This window comes from Ensifer adhaerens (assembly GCF_013283195.1).
Lineage (GTDB): Bacteria > Pseudomonadota > Alphaproteobacteria > Rhizobiales > Rhizobiaceae > Ensifer > Ensifer adhaerens_G.
Genome location: NZ_JABEKT010000001.1, coordinates 278,005 through 297,810, shown reverse-complemented (window position 1 = coordinate 297,810; position 19,806 = coordinate 278,005). Strand labels below are relative to the sequence as shown.

Genomic DNA, 19,806 nt, shown 5'->3' with positions numbered 1-19,806 from the left:
CCGTGGCGGCTTTGGACATTCCGGCGCCCGTTTCAACAGGGGTGGGGCAGGGGCGCCAGATCCCGGATACCAGAACGCATGCTGCAAAAGACTTTTGGGGGCGGCTCGAACCCGACGATATCCGCCCGCATCGTTCCCAAGGAGCGCGACACGCGCCTCGACGTATTGCGGGCGCTTTGCCTGCTGACGATCTTCGTCAATCACGTTCCCGGCCAGTATCTCGAATATCTGACCCACAAGAACTACGGCTTTTCGGATTCTGCCGAGGCCTTCGTCCTGATCTCCGGCCTCTCCGTCGGGCTTGCCTATGGCGGCAAGTTCGTCTCCGGCGCGCGTCTGGCGCTGGCGTTGAAGATCTGGCGGCGGGCGCTGGCGCTCTATGTCGCCCACATCATGACCAGTATCGTCACCCTGGCGATCTTTGCCGGCGGCGCGCTCTATTTCGGCAGGCAGGACCTGATCGGCGAGATCAACATCCGGCCCTTCGTCGAGCAAACCGAACAGGGCATCGTCGCGATGGTGCTGCTCGGGCACCAGCTCGGCTACAACAACATCCTGTCGATGTATGCGGTGCTATTCCTGATGTTGCCCGGCATTCTCTGGCTGAACGGCATCAGCAGCCGGTTGCTGCTCGTGGTTTCCGCACTGCTCTGGCTTGTCGCCGGCGTGTTCAAGCTGGTGCCCTCCAACTTCCTCGACGAGGGCTACTGGTTTCTCAATCCGTGGTCCTGGCAGTTCCTCTTCGTCATCGGCATCGTCGCGATGACGGCGATCCGAGAGGGCACAGTGCTGCCGCGCAGACCGCTGCTGATCGCGATCGCAGCAACCTATCTGGGCCTCTCGGCGCTATGGGTGCTGTTTTCCTGGTGGAGCATCGACCTGTCCTTTGGCCTTCCGGCGGTGCTGACCGGTTTCGACAAGACCTTTCTGTCGCTGACGCGCCTGACGCATGTTCTGGCGCTCGCCTATCTCGTGGCGGTGCTTCCGACCGTCAATCGCCTTGCCAGGCTCGACGCAGACCATCCCCTGACGATGCTCGGCCGCCATTCGCTGCCTGTCTTCATTTTCGGCACGATCCTGGCGATGGCGGGGCAGGTGCTCCTGTTCGTCACCGGCCGCAATCCCGTCATCGGCAGCCTTTTCGTGCTGGTCGGAATCGGGCTGCATTTTGCCTACGCCTACTATTTGGAATGGCTGAAGGGTTTGACGGCGGCGAGGCCGCTACGGGCGACGTAGGACACGTCGCCCGGCACAGCGACTGCGGTGCTGCGCCGAGACGAGCAACGGCGGGAAAATCCGCCACGGTCGCCCGGCCCTTCAGGTTCGCAACATGCCCGAAATCACATGATCGAGGCTCGGACCAAATTTGAGCCGCGTTCGCCGCATCCGCCAATCGCGGGCAGCCAGGTTTTCATGAAGCCGTAGATATCGCCCGCACCGAAATCTACGGCCTTCGATGTCAGGAAGGCGTCGAACTCGGCGCAGATCCGGTCACTTCCGCCGAAGGCGCTGTCGAATTTTGCCATCAGCTCCGCCTCACCGAACACGAATGTAAAATCACAATCCAGATTCGCCATCACCGACAGGCGCCCATCCTCCCGCGTGATTCCGCAAGGGCGCATGCCCGCTTCAAGCGCGGTGACGTACAGCCAGTCTCGCCGCGGCGCACTGTAGGGCGCATGAAACAGAGGCACCGGGCCGGTTCCATCCGCGTCAATCCAGAGGTAGCAGCCGCTGCCAAGATGTTGCTGGAAGAAGCGATCAAAGTCCACTTCGCTCCAGGAGCCGAATTGCGCCCCCTCGATCCCGAGCGTGCCTTCTAGCAACCGGGTCGCAATGCCTTCCATGGGCGTCAGGAGCTTTCGATCGGGCGAGGTTACATCGCCCATGCTCCTCAGGCCGATCCGAGATTTGAGAAGACGGCGCGGCGCTGCGATCTCCTCTGGGCGCAGGCTGCGCATGCCGTCGGCGATGTCCTTGAGCTCAAAGCGAATTGCATACATGGCCGCTCCCCTTCTCCCTGCCATCGCTTGGAGCACGGTGCGTGCCTCCCCATGCACATCGGCGTCATTGGGGCGTACATCAGGCGTTGGAAAAAGAAAACGCCCCGGATGTCCGGGGCGTTCGATTGCGGCGATGTTTTGGCGGTCAAGCCGCCGTGTGGCTCATGCGGACGTCTTCGTCCGTCAGGATGCCGCTGGCGCGCAGCAGGGCGGCGAAGCGGCCGTTGCTGGCGCTGAGCTCGTTGAAGCCACCCATTTCGACGATCCGGCCCTGATCCATGAAGATCACCAGATCGGCCTCGCGCACCGTCGACAGGCGGTGGGCGATGATGAAGGTGGTGCGATCCTTGCGCAGCGCATCGATTGCGTCCTTCACCCGGGCCTCGGTCTCGACGTCGAGCGCGCTGGTCGCCTCGTCGAGCACCAGGATCGGTGCATTCTTGAGGATGGCGCGGGCAATGGCGACGCGCTGGCGCTCGCCGCCCGACAGGCGGTTTCCACGCTCGCCGACGACGGTGTCGTAGCCATTGTTGCGGCTTTCGATGAAGTCGCTGGCGGCAGCCGCTTCGGCAGCAGCCATCACTTCGTCGAGCGACGCGTCGTCACGGCCAAGCCGGATGTTCTCGCAGATCGAGCGGTTCATCAGGCCGGCGTCCTGGAAGACGGTGGCGATAGACCGGCGCAGCGACTTGCGCGTCACCTTGGAGATGTCGACGCCGTCGATCAGGATCTGGCCGTCGCGCGGCTCGTGAACGCGCTGCAGCAGGTTGACGAGCGTGGTCTTGCCGGCGCCAGTCGGGCCGACGATCGCGATCGTCTGTCCCGCCTTGGCCGTGAACGACACGTTGCGCACGCCCTGAGTGGTGTTGGCAAAGTCGAAGGAGATGTCGCGGAATTCGACTTCACCCTTGACGGCACCCAGGTCCGTGGCGCCAGCCGGCTCTTCGCGTTCGCGCACCGAATCCTCCAGCTGGAAGAAATCTTCAAGCTTGGCGCGGGCTTCGAAGATCTGCGTGACAAAGGCCTTCATCTGGTCGAGACGGCCGATCAGCAGGTTGGCAAAGCCGATGAAGGCGATGACTTCGCCGACGCGCAGCTCGCCGCGCTGGACCAGCACCGTGCCGATGACGAGGATCACCATCATCGAGATGGTCGAGGCGACGCGGTTGAGCGCGCTGGCCAGCGCCCACCAGTCGAGGACCGGGAACTGGGCGGAGATCAGGCGTTCGGTGAACTTCTTCAGTTCGCGTGTCTCGGCTTCGATGCGGTTGTAGCTGTGAACGACCGAGACGTTGCTGATGGCGTCGGACACGTGCGAGAAAACCGTGTGGTAGTGGTTTTCGACCGAGGCCTGGCCTTCCTTGGTGCGGCTCATCACCACCTTGCTGATCATGACATAGGCGATGCCGAGCACGACGAGTACCAGCGACAGGCGAACGTCCATGGCAAAGGCAGTCGGGATCAGGAGCATCAGGGCAACGGCAGTCGCCAGATGCTGGCGCATGAATTCGAGCCAGAGGCCGAACAGCGTTTCGCAGGCGCGCAGCAGCGTATGCAGCGCATTCGACGTGCCGCGCTGGGTGTGCCAGGACAGCGGCATCGAAACGATACGCCCGAAGGCCTCCGTCAAAAGCGTGGCACGGCGGCCATGGGCCAGCCGGTCGGCTTCGCGGGCGACGAGAACGAAGGCGACGGTGTTGAACACGCCAAGCGCTGCCCACATCAGGAGCATCGGCGTGACTTCGCCCTTGGAGGAAATGGCGTCGATGATGCGGCCGAACAGGATCGGCTCGGCAATCGTGATGGCGGCGAGCACGACGTTTGCGAGCACGATCGCCGAGACACGGAACTTGTGAACCGCAAGATACTGGAGCGCTCTCGCATACACTTGGAACAATGACACTGTCTCACCCCTTCCGGGTACCGGATTGTGCGCCGCACCAAACATTCGTGCGGCAAATGCGTACGCCTCAACAAACTCCGGCAGCCGGGCACGAGGCTCGATTCTGCCGGCCGTCAAGGCCGCTGTGGGACGATCATTGGCGATATCCTAGGGAAATCAGAAGCTTGAGACGGCTTTGACGGCGGAACCCCGTTTGCCCATCGGCGGGCTTGGTGCGGGTATTCATAGTTTGCTATCTTTTCCGTCCAATTCCGATTTCTTGCGATTTCCGCACAAGACCGGGCATGGTATGTCGAATTATCGCGGGTGCAACATGAATGGCCCCTGAACGGCTCATTCATGTCCGGTTTGCGGGCCCCGCACGCCTGTTCTACCTGGAAGGTGATCCATGAATATCACGCTGCTCGTGCAATTTCTTGCGCTGATCGAAGAGATGAAGACGCGCGAAGAAATCGTGCCGGAATTCGAACGGTTGCTCGACCGCTGCGGCTTCGACTTCTATGGTGTCGTCCGGCAGCCGAAGCCGCACGAAAATCCGCTGAGGCTGCTGCTCGCCGGTCGCTGGCCGGAAGGCTGGCCGCAGATCTACATCCGCAAGAAGTATGTGGTGATCGATCCGACCATCCGCTACCTCGGCCACGCCCAGCGCGGTTTCCGCTGGCGCGACACGCTGTTTGCCTTCCGCTCCGATCCGCATCGCAAGCGCATGGAAAGCATGATGATCGAGGGCCGCAACCATGGCCTTCACGATGGCTACATCTTCCCGGTGCACGGCCGCCGCGGCCTGCTCGGCAACCTGACGGTGGGCGGCCGGGTCGTCGATCTCAGCCCCGTCGAGATCAGCCTGTTCGACCAGATCGCCAAGCGCCTGTTCTGGAAGCTGCTCGAACTGACCGACCCGGAGATCTCGGCCGATCTGGCATCCCGTGTTGAAGTACAGATGACGCGACGCGAAATGGAAGCGCTCAATTATCTGGCCGACGGCATGACCTCGAACGACATCAGCAAGGTGCTCGACATCTCCAGTCACACGGTTGACTGGTACATGAATGGCATCCAGGAGAAACTGAAGGGCAAGAACCGCCATCACGTCGTGGCGATTGCCTTCCGGCTAGGACTGATTTCCTGATCCAATTCTCTCGGATTTCTGCTCGACTCTGAAATTGCGCTTCATTCTGCGACCCGCTAATACTTCATTTCGCGGGTGCAGCATTTCCCGCGTTTCAAGTCTTGAGGAGTCCGACTTGCCCATCTCTAAGATCCTTGTTGCCAACCGTTCTGAAATTGCAATCCGCGTGTTCCGCGCGGCCAATGAACTAGGTCTGAAAACGGTCGCGATATGGGCTGAAGAGGACAAACTGGCGCTGCACCGCTTCAAGGCGGACGAAAGTTATCAGGTCGGCCGTGGCCCGCATCTGGCGCGCGACCTCGGCCCGATCGAGAGTTATCTGTCGATCGAGGAAGTGATCCGCGTCGCCAAGCTTTCCGGCGCGGATGCCATCCATCCGGGTTACGGCCTGCTGTCGGAAAGCCCTGAGTTCGCCGAGGCCTGCGCGGAGGCGGGTATTACCTTCATCGGTCCGAAGCCGGAAACCATGCGCCAGCTCGGCAACAAGGTTGCTGCCCGCAACCTCGCGATCTCGATCGGCGTCCCGGTGGTGCCGGCAACCGAACCGCTTCCCGACGACATGGCGGAAGTCGCAAAGATGGCCGAGGCAATCGGTTATCCGGTGATGCTGAAAGCCTCCTGGGGCGGCGGCGGGCGCGGCATGCGCGCGATCCGCGACCCGAAGGATCTCGCCCGCGAGGTGACGGAGGCTAAACGCGAGGCCAAGGCCGCCTTCGGCAAGGACGAGGTCTATCTTGAAAAGCTGGTCGAGCGTGCCCGCCACGTCGAAAGCCAGGTGCTCGGCGATACCCACGGCAATGTCGTGCATCTGTTCGAGCGCGACTGCTCCATCCAGCGGCGCAACCAGAAGGTCGTCGAGCGTGCGCCGGCGCCCTATCTCAGCGCCAGCCAGCGCGAAGAGCTTGCCGCCTATTCCAAGCGGATTGCCGAGGCGACGAACTATATCGGCGCCGGCACCGTCGAGTATCTGATGGATGCCGACAGCGGCAAATTCTATTTCATCGAGGTCAACCCGCGCATCCAGGTCGAGCACACGGTGACCGAGGTCGTCACCGGCATCGATATCGTCAAGGCGCAGATCCACATCCTCGATGGCTACGCTATCGGCACGCCGGAATCGGGCGTGCCCTCGCAGGAAAACATCCGCCTCAACGGCCACGCGCTGCAGTGCCGCATTACCACGGAAGATCCGGAGCAGAACTTCATTCCGGACTATGGCCGCATCACCGCCTATCGCGGAGCCACCGGCTTCGGCATCCGTCTCGACGGCGGTACGGCCTATTCGGGTGCGGTCATCACCCGCTACTATGATCCGCTGCTGGAAAAGGTGACAGCCTGGGCTCCAAATCCGGACGAGGCGATCCAGCGCATGATCCGCGCGCTGCGCGAATTCCGCATCCGCGGCGTGGCGACGAACCTGACCTTCCTCGAAGCCATCATCAGCCACCCGAAGTTCCACGATAACACCTACACCACCCGCTTCATCGACACGACGCCGGAGCTGTTCCAGCAGGTGCGCCGCCAGGATCGCGCCACCAAGCTCTTGACCTATCTCGCCGACGTCACCGTCAACGGCCACCCGGAAGCCAAGGGTCGGCCGCGTCCGTCGGACGAGATTGCGGCTCCGGTCGTGCCGTTCATCGGCGGCGAGATCAAGCCGGGCACCAAGCAGAAGCTCGACGAGCTCGGCCCGAAGAAATTTGCCGAATGGGTCAGGGCGCAGCCGCAGGTTCTCGTCACCGACACGACGATGCGCGACGGCCACCAGTCGCTGCTCGCCACCCGCATGCGCACCTACGACATCGCCCGTGTCGCCGGCACCTATGCCCGCGCGCTGCCCAACCTGTTCTCGCTCGAATGCTGGGGTGGGGCGACATTCGACGTTTCGATGCGCTTCCTGACCGAAGATCCGTGGGACCGGCTGGCACGCATCCGCGAGGACGCGCCGAACCTGCTCTTGCAGATGCTTCTGCGCGGCGCCAATGGCGTCGGCTACAAGAACTACCCCGATAACGTCGTCAAATACTTCGTGCGCCAGGCGGCACGGGGCGGCATCGACGTCTTCCGCGTGTTCGACTGCCTGAACTGGGTCGACAACATGCGCGTGTCGATGGAAGCGGTCGCCGAAGAGAACAAGATCTGCGAAGCGGCGATCTGCTATACCGGCGACATTCTGAATGCCGCACGGCCGAAATACGACCTGAAGTACTACGCCGCGCTTGCCGCTGAGCTGGAAAAGGCCGGCGCCCACATCATCGCAGTCAAGGACATGGCTGGACTGCTGAAGCCGGCCGCCGCCCGCGTGCTGTTCAAGGCGCTGCGTGAAGCGACCGACCTGCCGATCCACTTCCACACCCACGACACCTCGGGCATTGCGGCTGCCACCGTGCTTGCGGCCGTCGATGCCGGCGTCGACGTCGTCGACGCGGCGATGGATTCGCTCTCCGGCAACACCTCGCAGCCCTGCCTCGGCTCGATCGTCGAAGCCTTGCGCGGCTCCGAGCGTGATCCGGGCCTCGATCCCGAATGGATCCGCCGCATCTCGTTCTATTGGGAAGCCGTGCGCCACCAGTACGCAGCCTTCGAGAGCGATCTCAAGGGCCCGGCGTCCGAAGTCTACCTCCACGAAATGCCGGGCGGCCAGTTCACCAACCTCAAGGAGCAGGCCCGCTCGCTCGGTCTCGAAACCCGCTGGCACGAAGTGGCGCAGGCCTATGCCGACGCCAACCAGATGTTCGGCGATATCGTCAAGGTGACGCCGTCGTCGAAGGTGGTCGGTGACATGGCGCTGATGATGGTCAGCCAGGACCTGACCGTCGCCGATGTCGAGAACCCGGCCAAGGACATCGCTTTCCCGGAGTCTGTCGTGTCGATGCTGAAGGGCGATCTCGGCCAGCCTCCGGGCGGTTGGCCCGAAGGCCTGCAGAAGAAGGCGCTGAAGGGCGAGAAGGCCTATGTTGTGCGCCCGGGTTCGCTGCTGGAAGCCGCCGACCTCGACGCGGAGCGTAAAGTCATCGAAGAGAAGCTCGAGCGCGAGGTCAACGACTACGAGTTCGCCTCCTATCTCATGTACCCCAAGGTCTTTACCGACTATGCGCAGGCAGCCGAGACCTATGGCCCCGTCAGCGTTCTGCCGACGCCGGCCTATTTCTACGGCATGGCGCCGGGCGAGGAACTGTTCGCCGACCTCGAAAAGGGCAAGACGCTCGTCATCCTCAACCAGACCCAGGGCGAGATCGACGAGAAGGGCATGGTCAAGGTGTTCTTCGAACTCAACGGCCAGCCGCGTCCGATCAAGGTTCCCGATCGCAACCGCGGCGCGTCCAGCGCCATCCGCCGCAAGGCGGAGGCCGGCAACGCCGTGCAACTCGGCGCGCCGATGCCAGGCGTGATCTCGACGGTTGCAGTCCATGCAGGCCAGGCGGTCAAGGCCGGCGACGTGCTGCTGTCGATCGAGGCGATGAAGATGGAAACGGCGCTGCACGCGGAGAAGGACGGCACGGTTGCCGAAGTTCTGGTGCGTGCCGGCGACCAGATCGATGCCAAGGACCTGCTGATCGTCTTTGGCGGCTGATTGCAGCGAACTGTTTGATGGAAACGGCCGGATGCGAATCCGGCCGTTTTCTTATGTCTGAGGGGAAGGAGCCAGCTCTCCGCGATATCCTCCTCTCGCGTCATCCTCGGGCTTGACCCGAGGATCCAATGGGGCCGCATCGAGGCGGTGAGGGAGGGGCGCGTCGTTAGGCGCTGTGAAGACCTTGTCCGTGGCGTGGATCCTCGGGTCAAGCCCGAGGATGACAACAGACAGCAAGGGCGCGAGGTGACAGGAGGCGCGTTGGGAGGAGGGCCGGCAAGAGAGCGCATGAGCATGGCGACGCGTGAATGCGTTCGCCTTCCCACTCGTCGGTAGCCTCGATACCGGTCACCACGAGCAACTAAATCTCCGCTCAGATATCGTAGCTGTGCGGTGCGCTCAGCGAGGCGATGAACTTCTTGGTGCGCTCGCGCTCGGGCGTCGAGAAGATGGTTTTCGGAGCGCCGCTTTCGACGATCACACCGCCGTCGAGGAACACTACCTTGTCAGCGACGCGCGAGGCGAGCCGGAGGTCGTGGGTCGCCATCACCATGGTCGTGCCTTCGCGGGCAAGCCGGCTCAATACTTCGACCACTTCCTCGGCCAGTTCCGGATCGAGCGCCGAGGTCGGCTCGTCGCAGAGAAGGACGCGCGGTGACGGGGCCAATGCGCGGGCGATTGCCACGCGCTGCTGCTGGCCACCGGAGAGCGTTGCCGGCCAAGCATCGGCCTTGTGGGCCATGCCGACCTTTTCGAGCAGTTCCATGGCGCGGGCGCGCGCTTTGTCGGCAGGCCATTTCAGGACGGTGACAAGGCCCTCCATGACGTTTCCGAGTGCCGTCTGGTGCGGGAAAAGCTGAAAGTTCTGGAATACCATGCCCGTCTGGCGGCGCAGGCGCTGGATCGCCTGCCAGCCGGTCTTGCGTCCCGGCTGAAAGTCGAGCTGGTCGTCGCCGAGCCGGATCGAACCTGACGTCGGGATCTCCAAGAGGTTGATGCAGCGCAAAAGCGTGCTCTTGCCGCCGCCCGACGGGCCGACCAGCGCCGTCACCGTGCCCTCCGCCAGCGTCACGGAGATGTCCTTCAGCACGAGGTTGTCGCCGAAGCGCTTTTCGATGTGGGAAAGCTCGATCATGTGCGCGCCTCCAGAAAGCCGCCATAGCGGGCGAAGCGGCGCTCCAGTCGCACCTGCAGGGCCGACAGCACCGAGCTCATGGCGAGATAGATCAGCGCCGCCTCGATATAGAGGATCAGCGGCTCATAAGTGGTGGCGACGATGCGCTGCGCCGTCTGGAAAAGTTCGGGAACCGTGATCGCGGCTGCCAGTGACGTATCCTTCACCAGCGAGATGAAGGTGTTGGACAAAGGCGGCACGGCGACGCGGGCTGCCTGCGGCAGGATCGTGCGCCGCATTGCCTGGCTCCAGCTCATGCCGATGGAATAGGCGGCTTCCCATTGGCCGCGCGGCACAGACGAAATCACCGCGCGGATGATCTCGGAGGTGTAGGCGCCGACATTGAGCGTGAAGCCGATCAGCGCTGCCGGAAAGGCGTCGAGCAGGATGCCCATGCTCGGCAGGCCATAAAAGATCACGAACAGCTGGACGAGCAGCGGCGTGCCGCGGATGACCCAGACATAGAACCGGGCGACGGCGACGACGGGCGCCGGGCCGAACAGGCGGGCGATTGCGGTCGCGAGGCCCAGCGTCAGCCCGAGAATGAAGGAAAGCAGCGTCAGCGGGATGGTGAATGTCAGCCCGGCCCACAGCAGGGACGGCAGCGAATCCAGCATGAGTTGGAGCCAGGTGGGCAAGGGGCAGGCCTTTCGAAAAAGCGCGATCCGCCCCGGGGACCGGAACGGATCGCTTTTCATAACCGAGATTGGCCGGCGGAGAAACCGGCGCTGATCTCAGCCCGATGTTACTTCGAGACGTCGGCGCCGAAGTACTTCTGCGAGATTTTCTCGTAGGTGCCGTCGGCCTTGATGTCGACCAGCGCCTTGTTGATGGCTTCGAGCAGTTCCGGCTCGTCCTTGCGGATGATGATGCCGGAATAGTCGGCGTCGGCCTTCTCGGCGGCGATCTTCACGTTGGCATCAGGCTTCTGCTTCTTGAAGTCGAGGAAGGAGAGGCTGTCGTTGATGGTCGCATCGGCGCGGCCGGTGAGCACGAGCTGGATCGACTGGTCGAAGCCGTCGGTGCCGACGAGTTCGGCGCCGGAGGCCTGGGCCAGCTTGCCGAAGTTGCTCGTCAGTGACTGGGCGGACTTCTTGCCCTTGAGGTCGGCAAAGTCCTTGATCTCGGCGTCGTCGCCCTTGACGATCAGCACCGCCTTGGAGGCGATATAGGGCTCGGAGAAGTCGTACTTCTTCTTGCGCTCCTCGGTGATGCCGACCTGGTTGATGACCGTGTCGTAGCGGTTGGCATCGAGGCCGGCGATCAGGCCGTCCCACTTGCCTTCCAGGAACTCGGCCTTGACGCCCAGCTTTTCAGCAACAGCCTGGCCGATCTCGACGTCGAAGCCGACGAGCGCGCCTGACTTGTCGTGGTAGGTGAAGGGCGCATAGGTGCCCTCGGTGCCGATCTTCAGAACGCCGGCGGACTTGATCTGGTCGAGGTTCTCACCGGCCTGAGCGGGCACGAGGGCGGCAACCTGCAGGAGGGCGGCGGTAAAGAGCGTGGGGAGGAGTTTCATCGTGTCTTTCCATCTTTCTAAGTTCCGGCCCGTCGTCCGGATTGAGGGGAGAATCGCACAAAAAAACCGGCGCTTGAGCGCATAAAACTCCAATTCCTGAGCGTTTTGATGAAGATTTTTCCCCGGATTGGGAGAATTTTCATCCAAAATGCCCGCCTGTCGCCAAATCTGGCCGTTTTCGATTTTGTCGCGCCGGTGCAGTTGAAATCGCTTTCAAAATTCGCTATGCACATTTTCATCGATTCATGCACGTTTATGCACGATTGGCGAAATGTCGACAGACCTTCTTCTTCGAGAGCGAAAATCCCTGATCCAGGAGCGGCTGAAAGCCGACGGCCGGGTGCTGGCCGCCGACCTTGCGGCCGAGTTTCGGGTTTCTGAAGATACCATCCGGCGTGACCTGCGCGAGATGGCGGCGGCGGGCCTCTGCGAACGCGTCTATGGTGGGGCGTTGCCGCTTGCTCCCAGTTCGCTGACCTTGAGCCAGCGCGTGGCGATGGCGCCGGAGCGAAAGGCGGCACTTGCCCGCGCCTCGGTTGGCTTCATTGCGCCCGATAGCACCGTGTTCCTCGATGCTGGATCGGCCAACCTCGCCATCGCACAGCTGATCGCGCCGGACCTGAAGGCGACGATCGTTACCAACACGCCGCTGATTGCCGCCGCCCTGATGGAAAAGCCTGAAATCGACCTGATCCTCGTCGGCGGCCCGCTCAACCGTGCCGTCGGTGCGGCCGTCGGCGCGCGGGCGCAGCGCGATATCGAGCAGCTTCGACCTGACCTGTGCATTCTCGGCACCTGCGGCGCCGATGCCGAGGCGGGCCTGACGGCGATCTATTTCGAGGATGCCGAGTTCAAGCGGCTGGTGGCTTCCCGCAGCCGCGCCCTGCTCGTCGCCGTTACCAACGACAAGCTCGGCACGGCTGCGTCCCACGCGGTCGTCGGCATCGACCAGGTGACCACGCTGGTGCTGGAGGCAGACGCGCCGGCGGCGCACGTCGCCGCCTTCAAGGCAGCAGGGACGACCGTGATCATGGCTGAAGGAAGCGAACGATGAGTGTCGCCCATGTCGCACTTTGGACGAGGGATCTGGAGGCTGTCGCCGCCTTCTGGTCGCGCTTTCTGGGCGCTGGCGTCGGCGAGATCTACGAAAGTCGCCGTCGGCCGGGCTTTCGCTCCCGCTTTCTGACGCTCGGCGAAGGGCCGACCATCGAAATCATGGAAGGGCCGTGGGTGGCGCCGGCCGATCCTGACGGTCTCGAAAGGACGGGCTTTGCCCATGTAGCCCTGTCGCTCGGCAGCGAGGCGGCAGTCGACGCGATGGCGGCCCGGGCGGTTGCCGAGGGCATTCTGGTAGCGCCGGCACGGTGGACGGGAGACGGCTTCTACGAGGCGGTGCTTCGCGACCCCGACGGTAATCTGATTGAAATCACCATTTGAGCCGGCGGCTTCCGGCATAGAGGCATAGATCCATGGACCAACGTTCCCCTTCCACTGCCGTTCGGCAGGGTTACATGACCCGAAACCGGCTCGCCGTGTCGCTGCTGTTCCTGATGAACGGTTTCGTCACCGGAAGCTGGGCCCCGAAAATCCCCGAATTCAAGGATCGCCTGGGCATCAGCGAAAGCGTGCTCGGCCTGCTCATCCTGATGTTCGGCATTGGCTCCCTGGTGCTGATGCCGATCGCCGGCGGCTTCATCGCACGGGTCGGCTCGCAGAAGGTGGTCAAGGTCACGGCTATCCTGCTGTCGCCGCTGCTGCTGCTTTTGACGTTGCTGCCGAATGTCTGGGCCGCGGCCGTTGGAATGTTCCTGCTCGGCGGTTTCGTCGGCGCGATGGACGTGGCCATGAATGCCAATGCGGTTGAGGTCGAAAAGTCGATGCGCCGCGCCATCATGTCCTCCTGCCATGCCTATTGGAGCCTCGGCGGCCTGATCGGCGCCGGCATCGGCGGCTTCCTGATGGCGCGTTTCGGCGTCCTGCCGCATGTCCTCGTCGTAACAGTGCTGTCGCTGACGGTCATTGCCATTGCCTGGCCGATGATTCTTGCCGACCAGCCGCACCCGGCAGCCACCAAGGAAAAACTGCGCCTGCCGATGACACCGCTTCCCTGGCTGATCGGCATCATGGCGCTGTTTTCGATGGTGCCGGAGGGAACCGTGCTCGACTGGGGCGCGCTCTACCTGCGCAACGAACTCGGCGCTTCGGTCGAACTGTCGGGCTTCGGCTTTGCCGCCTTCTCGGCGACCATGGCGACGATGCGGTTTGCCGGTGACCACGTGCGCGACCGTTTCGGCGCCAAGCGCACGCTGCGCATCTGCACGGTGACTGCCCTTATCGGCATGGTGCTCGCAGGTCTTGCGCCCAATGCCTACATTGCCATCCTTGGTTTTGCGATCGCCGGCATCGGCATCTCCAACATGGTGCCGATCGCGTTCTCGGCCGCCGGCAACATGCCGGGTCTGCAGCCCGGCATCGGGCTTTCGGTCGCGACCTTCATGGGTTACTCCGGCATGCTGTTCGCACCGTCGCTGATCGGCTTCGTCGCCGAGCATACCGGCTTTGCGATCATCTTCGCCTCGGTGCCGGTGTTGTTCATCGTCGTGCTCATGCTCTCGCATCACGCGCACCATGCGGACCACGCAAAGGGGCATTGAGGCCGGGCGCGCGCCATCAAATCGCCGTCAGGGCATGATGTCGCCGTTGACAACGATGCTTTCCTCATCCACCTGATGGACGAAAAGCAACAGTGGGATGGGAAGAAATCCAAGCGGTTTCCGCCTGCATCCCGCGCTGAAACGATAAGACCGGGTCACGACGTGTGACCTGGGGGACCAAGAGGCCTTCATGTCTGCCGCCTTCGATTTTGATCCGCAGCCCCGCCGCGCGTCCGTCGCCGTCGATGTCGGCGGGGTCATAGTGGGTGGGGGCGCGCCGGTGGTCGTCCAGTCGATGACCAATACCGACACCGCCGATATCGACGGAACGGTGGCGCAGGTGGCCGCCCTTCACAAGGCCGGCTCGGAGCTGGTTCGCATCACCGTCGACCGCGACGAGAGTGCTGCCGCCGTGCCGAAGATCCGCGAACGGCTCGAGCGCCTCGGCCTCGACGTGCCGCTCGTCGGCGATTTTCATTACATCGGCCACAAGCTGCTTGCCGACCATCCTGCCTGCGCCGAGGCGCTGGCGAAGTACCGCATCAACCCGGGCAATGTCGGCTTCAAGGACAAGAAGGACAAGCAGTTCGCCGAGATCGTCGAAATGGCGATCCGCTACGACAAGCCGGTGCGCATCGGCGTCAACTGGGGTTCGCTCGATCAGGAACTTTTGACGCGGCTGATGGACGAGAACCAGGCGAACGGCTTTCCGCTGACGGCCCAAGAGGTGACGCGCGAGACGATCGTGCAGTCGGCGCTGCTGTCGGCCGAGCTTGCCGAAGACATCGGCCTTGCCCGCAACCGCATCATTCTTTCGGCCAAGGTTTCGGGCGTCCAGGACCTGATCGCCGTCTACGCCATGCTGTCGACGCGCTCCGACCATGCGCTGCATCTGGGGCTGACCGAAGCCGGCATGGGCACCAAGGGCATCGTCGCCTCGTCGGCCTCGCTCGGCATTCTCATGCAGCAGGGCATCGGCGACACCATCCGCATTTCGCTGACGCCGGAGCCCGGCGGCGACCGCACCCGCGAGGTGCAGGTGGCGCAGGAACTGCTGCAGGTCATGGGCTTCCGCCAGTTCATTCCCGTCGTTGCCGCCTGTCCCGGATGTGGCCGCACGACCTCGACGGTGTTTCAGGAACTGGCCCAGAAGATCCAGGACGACATCCGCCGCAACATGCCGGTCTGGCGCGAGAAATATCCCGGCGTCGAGGGCCTCAAGGTCGCGGTCATGGGCTGCATCGTCAACGGCCCCGGCGAAAGCAAACATGCCGATATCGGCATCTCGCTTCCGGGCACCGGCGAAACGCCGGCGGCTCCCGTCTTCATCGACGGCCAGAAGGCGATGACGCTGCGTGGCCCCAACATCGCCGGCGATTTCGAAACGTTGGTTTCCGACTATATCGAGAAGCGTTACGGCCAGGGCCAGGCCGCGGCCGAGTAAGCGGTCAGAGCCGTTCCCGCCCGGAAGCATCAAAGTTCAGATCTACAGCCGCGATGTCAGCAGCTTCAAGCCGGCAAAGGCGAAGAAGCCGGCCATCAGGCTTTCGATCAGGCGCTTCGACTTGAGATAGGCGCGGTGCACCGGCGACAGCGAGAACACGAGTGCGAAGCCGCAGAACGTGATCAGGCCGAGCACCATGCAGCCGCCGATGAAGATTGCAGTGACGCCGACGGGCGCACCCTCGGGCATGCCGAGCGAAACCAGCATGATCCAGGAGAAAATCGCCTTCGGATTGGTCAGGTGAATGCCGAGCCCCTTGAGGTAGAGCCGCTTCAGCGAGGTCTGTGCCTTCGCCACGGCGACGATCTCGTTTCTGTCGTTTCGCATGGCTGCGCGCAGCGCATTGTAGGCGAGCCAGAAGAGATAGCAGGCGCCGGCGATCTTCAGGACGATGATCGCGTGGCCATAGGCGCGGATCAGCGCCGAGAGGCCGGACGCCGTAAGCATCGCCCAGGTATAACTTCCGGTGAGAACGCCCAAAGCGAGCGCAAGGCCGGCCTTGCGCCCCTCGCTGACCGAGGTGGTGATGATCGCGAGGATCGCCGGTCCGGGCGAAGCGGTCGCGATCAGATAGGCTGTCCAGGCGACGAGAAGCTGCGGCAGATAGGGCGTCGGGTCGAACATGCGAAAAAGCTCCAGCTCAGTCGCCGGAGGCTAGATCAGTTCATCGCCTGTTTGAAACGGCGAAATGTGACCGTGACAAGATCTCAGAGGATCTCGTCGAGCGCCTCGACCAGCCGGGCGCATTCGGCATCGGTGCCGATGGTGATGCGCAGGAAATCGCCGATCCGCGGCTTGGCGAAATGGCGCACCAGCACGGCGCGCTCACGCAACGCCTGCATCAGCGTCTCTCCGGAATGGCCGGGATGGCGGGCAAAAACGAAGTTCGCCTCGGAGGGCAGCACCTCGAAACCGCGCTCGGTCAGCTGATCGGTCAAGCGCCCGCGCGATGCGATGATCTTCTCGCGCGTCGCCTCGAACCACGCCTCGTCCTCGATTGCGGCGGTTGCCCCGGCCTGGGCCGGGCGGCCGAGTGGATAGGAATTAAAACTGTCCTTCACCCGCTCCAGCGCCTCGATCAGCGGCCGCTGGCCGATGGCGAAGCCGACGCGCAGGCCGGCAAGCGCGCGGGATTTGGAGAAGGTCTGGACCACCAGCAGGTTTTCGTATTTCGGCACCAACGCGATCGCCGACTGGCCGCCGAAGTCGATATAGGCTTCGTCGATGACGACGGGCTGATCCGGATGGGCGGCGACGAGCCGCTCGATCTCGGCAAGCGGCAGACCGATGCCGGTTGGTGCATTCGGGTTCGGCAGGATGATGGCGCCGCAGGGCCTTTCATAGTCGGAAAGGTCGATGCGGAACTGCGCGTCGAGCGGCACTTCTACGGCGTTGATCGCAAACAGCCGGGCGTAGGTCGAGTAGAAGCTGTAGGAGATGTCGGGGTAGAGCAGCGGAGCGTCGTGCTTCAGCAGGCCCGCGAAGATGTGGGCCAGAACCTCGTCCGAACCGTTGCCGACAAAAACCTCGCTTGCGGTGAGGCCGTGACGGGCGGCGATCGTTTCACGCAGGCGAAGTGCCAGCGGATCCGGGTAGAGCCTGAGATCGCCGTTGGCGGCTGCGGTGACGGCGCTCAGAACCTTGTCCGAAGGGCCGTAGGGGCTCTCGTTGGTGTTGAGCTTGACGAGGTTGGCGATGCGCGGCTGTTCGCCCGGCACATAGGGCTTCAGCGTCGAAACGATGGGCGACCAGTATTTGCTCACGGTTCAGTTCCTGCGATTGGCGATGAAGCGGGCAGTTTCGGCAAGGATCGACGAGCGCGCGCCATAGGGTTCGAGCAGCGTCTCGGCCTCCGCCACCAGTTGTTCCAGCCGGGCTTCGGCCCAGGCCTGCCCGTGCAGGGCGACCAGCGTGCCCTTGCCGCGCGCGGCGTCCTTGCCGGTCGCCTTGCCCATCGTCTCGGCGTCGGCTGTCAGATCGAGCAGGTCGTCGGCAAGCTGGAAGGCGAGGCCGATCTTTTCGCCGAAGCTGCGCAGACGCTGACGGTCGGTGGCGTCGGCACCGGCGACGATCGCGCCCGCTTCGCAGGCAAAGCGCAGCAGCGCGCCTGTTTTCATCGCCTGCAGCGTAACGATGCCGGCTTCATCGGGAGCGGATTTCTCGGCTGCCAGATCAAGCGCCTGCCCGCCTGCCATGCCGCCATGACCGGCAGCGCGCGAAAGTGCCAAAACGAGTGCGGTCTTCTGCACGTCGGCAAGCGGCGTTTCCGGCGAGGCGACGATGTCGAAGGCGAAGGTCAGAAGGCTGTCGCCGGCGAGAATGGCCGTGGCCTCGTCAAAAGCCTTGTGCACGGTCGGCTGGCCGCGCCTGATATCGTCGTCGTCCATCGCCGGCAGGTCGTCGTGAACCAGCGAGTAGCAGTGTACGCATTCGAGCGCCGCACCCACGCGAAGTGCTGCATCGACGCTGCCGCCCAGGAGATCAGCGCATTCGATCACCAGAAACGGCCGCAGCCTCTTGCCGCCGTTGAGCACGCCATGGCGCATCGCGCCGAGCAGGTTTTCCGGCCGAACGATCTCGTCGGGTTCGGTGCTCAAACCCAAAAGGCGTCCAAGCAGTGTCTCGATTGCGAGCGCGTTGCGCTTCAGTCGGGTCTCGAAGGTCGGTGTTTCCTGTCTCATGCTGCGCTCTTTGGCATGCGCGAAAGCCGCTTTCAACGGGCTTTCGTGTCGCGGTAGTGCGCTTTGTCGAGGACAGAGCCGTGAGTGCCTTGCCTTTTGCCAGAAAGCCCGTTCAACTTTGTGAGCCCATGCACTAAGAGAAACGGATGGACAGAGAGGTGGACAGTCAGGCCGTGGACATCGTTCCCGAGGCGCGTGAGGAGGGCGATATGCCCGCCAGTCGCTGGTCGTCCCTCCGTCGGACGTGGCGCCTGCACCGCCGTCGCATCGTTCTTGCCGTTGTCGGCCTCGTGCTTCTGCCCTATGCGCTGATTGCGCTCTACCTCATCGACTTCATTCGTCCGGTCTCGACGCTGATGCTGCGCGACCTCGTGCTGCTGCGCGGCTACGACCGGCAGTGGGTCGAGTTCGATCAGATCGCGCCGGTCTTGGTGCAGTCGGTGATGATGTCCGAGGACGGCCAGTTCTGCATCCACGACGGCGTCGACTGGGGCCAGATGCGCGGCGTGGTCGAAGACGCGCTCGAGGGGGAATCGACGCGCGGCGCGAGCACCATCCCGATGCAGACGGTGAAGAACCTGTTTCTCTGGAACGGCCGCTCCTTCGTTCGCAAGGCGATGGAACTGCCGCTCGCCATCGCCGCCGATTTCGTCTGGAGCAAGCAGCGGATGATGGAGATCTATCTGAACGTCGCCGAGTGGGGTGATGGCATCTACGGTATCGAGGCTGCCGCCCGTCATCATTTCGGCGTTTCCGCCGCCAAGCTTTCCAGGCGCCAGGCGGCCCTGCTTGCCGTGTCGCTGCCCAACCCTAGGGAACGCAACGCCGGCAAGCCGGGGCGCGGACTGAAGCGCCTGGCATCGCTGATCGAGCGCCGTGCCAGCCGGTCTGGCGAATACATCACCTGCCTTTATGATTGAGATGACGTCTATTCATTGGTTCTGATGTGCGCGGTGGCTTAAAGGGTGCGGAGGCAAGCACAGGGAGGCCCAATGATGGACAAGCTCGTCCTCTACGTCGGCAACAAGAACTATTCGTCCTGGTCGTTGCGGCCGTGGCTGGCGCTCGAGGCCGCCGGCATAACGTTCGAGGACGTGGTCATCCCTTTCGATTTTTGCCGCGGGAAATCCGAAGCTGCGGGAAATCTCGCCGACTGGTCGCGTACCGCTTCTCATCCACGGTGACACGAAGATCTGGGAATCGCTGGCGATCATCGAATATGTCGCCGAACTGTTCCCCGAGGCGGGCCTCTGGCCGGCAGATCAAAAGGACAGGGCGTGGGCGCGCAGCTATGCCTGCGAGATGCTGTCCGGTTTTCGTGCCTTGCGCAGTGCCTGCCCGATGAACATTCGCCGAAAGAAAGAGGTGCTCGACGTATCCGACGAGGTGCGCGCCGACGTCGCCCGCATCGAGAGGATCTGGGCGGAGGCGCTGGCGCGCTCCGGTGGTCCGTTCCTGTTCGGGTCGTTTACGGCTGTTGATGCGATGTACGCGCCTGTGGTTAACCGCTTCGACGTTTACAATCTCGTTCGCGATCCGACGACTTTGGGGTATATCGAACGGATAAAGGCGCACCCGGCGTTCCGGAAATGGGAAGCGGCCGCACGCGCGGAACCGTGGATCGTTGCCGAGGACGAAGTCTGATTCGATCTTCCTCGAGCGAGG

16 protein-coding genes and 1 pseudogene are annotated in these 19,806 nt (G+C 63.1%); 9 read left to right on the top strand and 8 right to left on the bottom strand.

Annotation, left to right across the window (positions count from 1 at the left end; genetic code table 11):
• The first annotated feature begins 78 nt into the window (after window positions 1–78).
• Complete coding sequence (locus tag LPJGGPFB_RS01425) at window positions 79–1,236, top strand: OpgC family protein (RefSeq protein ID WP_173418401.1); 1,158 nt, start codon at window positions 79–81, stop codon at window positions 1,234–1,236.
• Window positions 1,237–1,340: 104 nt separating this feature from the next.
• Here the strand turns inward: LPJGGPFB_RS01425 and LPJGGPFB_RS01420 are convergent, their stop codons facing one another.
• Both LPJGGPFB_RS01420 and LPJGGPFB_RS01415 read right to left on the bottom strand, forming a co-directional pair.
• Entirely contained in the window at window positions 1,341–2,003 is a 663-nt protein-coding gene (locus LPJGGPFB_RS01420; protein WP_173418400.1) for a hypothetical protein, read from the bottom strand.
• A gap of 145 nt (window positions 2,004–2,148) precedes the next feature.
• Complete coding sequence (locus tag LPJGGPFB_RS01415; protein WP_173418399.1) at window positions 2,149–3,906, bottom strand: glucan ABC transporter ATP-binding protein/ permease; 1,758 nt, start codon at window positions 3,904–3,906, stop codon at window positions 2,149–2,151.
• Between the two features lie 388 nt (window positions 3,907–4,294).
• Between LPJGGPFB_RS01415 and LPJGGPFB_RS01410 the strand changes: the two genes are divergently transcribed.
• Complete coding sequence (locus tag LPJGGPFB_RS01410; protein ID WP_112806667.1) at window positions 4,295–5,035, top strand: helix-turn-helix transcriptional regulator; 741 nt, start codon at window positions 4,295–4,297, stop codon at window positions 5,033–5,035.
• A 115-nt stretch (window positions 5,036–5,150) separates the two neighbouring features.
• Window positions 5,151–8,609 carry a pyruvate carboxylase gene (gene pyc, locus LPJGGPFB_RS01405; protein WP_173418398.1) on the top strand — a complete coding sequence of 1,153 codons (3,459 nt, stop codon included), beginning with the start codon at window positions 5,151–5,153 and terminating at the stop codon, window positions 8,607–8,609.
• Between the two features lie 373 nt (window positions 8,610–8,982).
• On the opposite strand, the gene LPJGGPFB_RS01400 is transcribed toward pyc, so the two are convergent.
• From LPJGGPFB_RS01400 to LPJGGPFB_RS01390, 3 genes are all read right to left on the bottom strand, one after another.
• Window positions 8,983–9,744: an amino acid ABC transporter ATP-binding protein gene (locus LPJGGPFB_RS01400; protein WP_173418397.1), complete on the bottom strand. Its 762-nt coding sequence runs from the start codon at window positions 9,742–9,744 to the stop codon at window positions 8,983–8,985.
• A complete protein-coding gene (locus LPJGGPFB_RS01395) occupies window positions 9,741–10,421 on the bottom strand; it encodes an amino acid ABC transporter permease (protein WP_077500952.1) in 681 nt (226 codons plus the stop codon). Before LPJGGPFB_RS01395 ends, LPJGGPFB_RS01400 begins: the two co-directional genes overlap by 4 nt.
• 107 nt (window positions 10,422–10,528) lie before the next feature.
• Complete coding sequence (locus LPJGGPFB_RS01390; protein WP_173418396.1) at window positions 10,529–11,302, bottom strand: amino acid ABC transporter substrate-binding protein; 774 nt, start codon at window positions 11,300–11,302, stop codon at window positions 10,529–10,531.
• A gap of 271 nt (window positions 11,303–11,573) precedes the next feature.
• On the opposite strand from LPJGGPFB_RS01390, the gene LPJGGPFB_RS01385 reads away from it, so the two are divergent.
• The 4 genes from LPJGGPFB_RS01385 (at window position 11,574) to ispG (ending at window position 15,400) form a co-directional block, all read left to right on the top strand.
• A complete protein-coding gene (locus LPJGGPFB_RS01385) occupies window positions 11,574–12,356 on the top strand; it encodes a DeoR/GlpR family DNA-binding transcription regulator (RefSeq protein WP_173418395.1) in 783 nt (260 codons plus the stop codon).
• A complete protein-coding gene (locus tag LPJGGPFB_RS01380) occupies window positions 12,353–12,739 on the top strand; it encodes a VOC family protein (protein ID WP_173418394.1) in 387 nt (128 codons plus the stop codon). Before LPJGGPFB_RS01385 ends, LPJGGPFB_RS01380 begins: the two co-directional genes overlap by 4 nt.
• A gap of 32 nt (window positions 12,740–12,771) precedes the next feature.
• Window positions 12,772–13,956 (top strand): MFS transporter, encoded by a 1,185-nt coding sequence (locus LPJGGPFB_RS01375; protein ID WP_173418393.1) that lies wholly within the window; start codon window positions 12,772–12,774, stop codon window positions 13,954–13,956.
• Between the two features lie 190 nt (window positions 13,957–14,146).
• On the top strand, window positions 14,147–15,400 hold the full coding sequence (gene ispG / locus LPJGGPFB_RS01370; RefSeq protein ID WP_173418392.1) for a flavodoxin-dependent (E)-4-hydroxy-3-methylbut-2-enyl-diphosphate synthase: 1,254 nt from the start codon (window positions 14,147–14,149) through the stop codon (window positions 15,398–15,400).
• A gap of 42 nt (window positions 15,401–15,442) precedes the next feature.
• On the opposite strand, the gene LPJGGPFB_RS01365 is transcribed toward ispG, so the two are convergent.
• The 3 genes from LPJGGPFB_RS01365 to LPJGGPFB_RS01355 form a co-directional block, all read right to left on the bottom strand.
• Complete coding sequence (locus LPJGGPFB_RS01365; RefSeq protein ID WP_173418391.1) at window positions 15,443–16,084, bottom strand: LysE family translocator; 642 nt, start codon at window positions 16,082–16,084, stop codon at window positions 15,443–15,445.
• A gap of 83 nt (window positions 16,085–16,167) precedes the next feature.
• Window positions 16,168–17,223 carry a histidinol-phosphate transaminase gene (hisC, locus tag LPJGGPFB_RS01360; RefSeq protein WP_173418390.1) on the bottom strand — a complete coding sequence of 352 codons (1,056 nt, stop codon included), beginning with the start codon at window positions 17,221–17,223 and terminating at the stop codon, window positions 16,168–16,170.
• A gap of 3 nt (window positions 17,224–17,226) precedes the next feature.
• A complete protein-coding gene (locus tag LPJGGPFB_RS01355) occupies window positions 17,227–18,141 on the bottom strand; it encodes a polyprenyl synthetase family protein (protein ID WP_173418389.1) in 915 nt (304 codons plus the stop codon).
• A gap of 173 nt (window positions 18,142–18,314) precedes the next feature.
• Between LPJGGPFB_RS01355 and mtgA the strand changes: the two genes are divergently transcribed.
• Window positions 18,315–19,061, top strand: a complete 747-nt coding sequence (mtgA, locus tag LPJGGPFB_RS01350; protein ID WP_173420918.1) for a monofunctional biosynthetic peptidoglycan transglycosylase — start codon at window positions 18,315–18,317, stop codon at window positions 19,059–19,061.
• 75 nt (window positions 19,062–19,136) lie between these two features.
• Window positions 19,137–19,785 (top strand): annotated as a pseudogene (locus LPJGGPFB_RS01345) (glutathione S-transferase family protein).
• Window positions 19,786–19,806 lie beyond the last annotated feature (21 nt).

Excerpts from the sequence above, each read along its gene's own strand:
- LPJGGPFB_RS01365 (WP_173418391.1), bottom strand. The coding sequence starts at position 16,084 with ATGTTCGACCCGACGCCCTATCTGCCGCAGCTTCTCGTCGCCTGGACA.
- LPJGGPFB_RS01375 (WP_173418393.1), top strand. The coding sequence starts at position 12,772 with ATGGACCAACGTTCCCCTTCCACTGCCGTTCGGCAGGGTTACATGACC.
- LPJGGPFB_RS01355 (WP_173418389.1), bottom strand. The coding sequence starts at position 18,141 with ATGAGACAGGAAACACCGACCTTCGAGACCCGACTGAAGCGCAACGCG.
- LPJGGPFB_RS01410 (WP_112806667.1), top strand. The coding sequence starts at position 4,295 with ATGAATATCACGCTGCTCGTGCAATTTCTTGCGCTGATCGAAGAGATG.
- LPJGGPFB_RS01390 (WP_173418396.1), bottom strand. The coding sequence starts at position 11,302 with ATGAAACTCCTCCCCACGCTCTTTACCGCCGCCCTCCTGCAGGTTGCC.
- LPJGGPFB_RS01380 (WP_173418394.1), top strand. The coding sequence starts at position 12,353 with ATGAGTGTCGCCCATGTCGCACTTTGGACGAGGGATCTGGAGGCTGTC.
- LPJGGPFB_RS01385 (WP_173418395.1), top strand. The coding sequence starts at position 11,574 with ATGTCGACAGACCTTCTTCTTCGAGAGCGAAAATCCCTGATCCAGGAG.
- LPJGGPFB_RS01425 (WP_173418401.1), top strand. The coding sequence starts at position 79 with ATGCTGCAAAAGACTTTTGGGGGCGGCTCGAACCCGACGATATCCGCC.
- ispG (WP_173418392.1), top strand. The coding sequence starts at position 14,147 with ATGTCTGCCGCCTTCGATTTTGATCCGCAGCCCCGCCGCGCGTCCGTC.
- LPJGGPFB_RS01420 (WP_173418400.1), bottom strand. The coding sequence starts at position 2,003 with ATGTATGCAATTCGCTTTGAGCTCAAGGACATCGCCGACGGCATGCGC.
- LPJGGPFB_RS01400 (WP_173418397.1), bottom strand. The coding sequence starts at position 9,744 with ATGATCGAGCTTTCCCACATCGAAAAGCGCTTCGGCGACAACCTCGTG.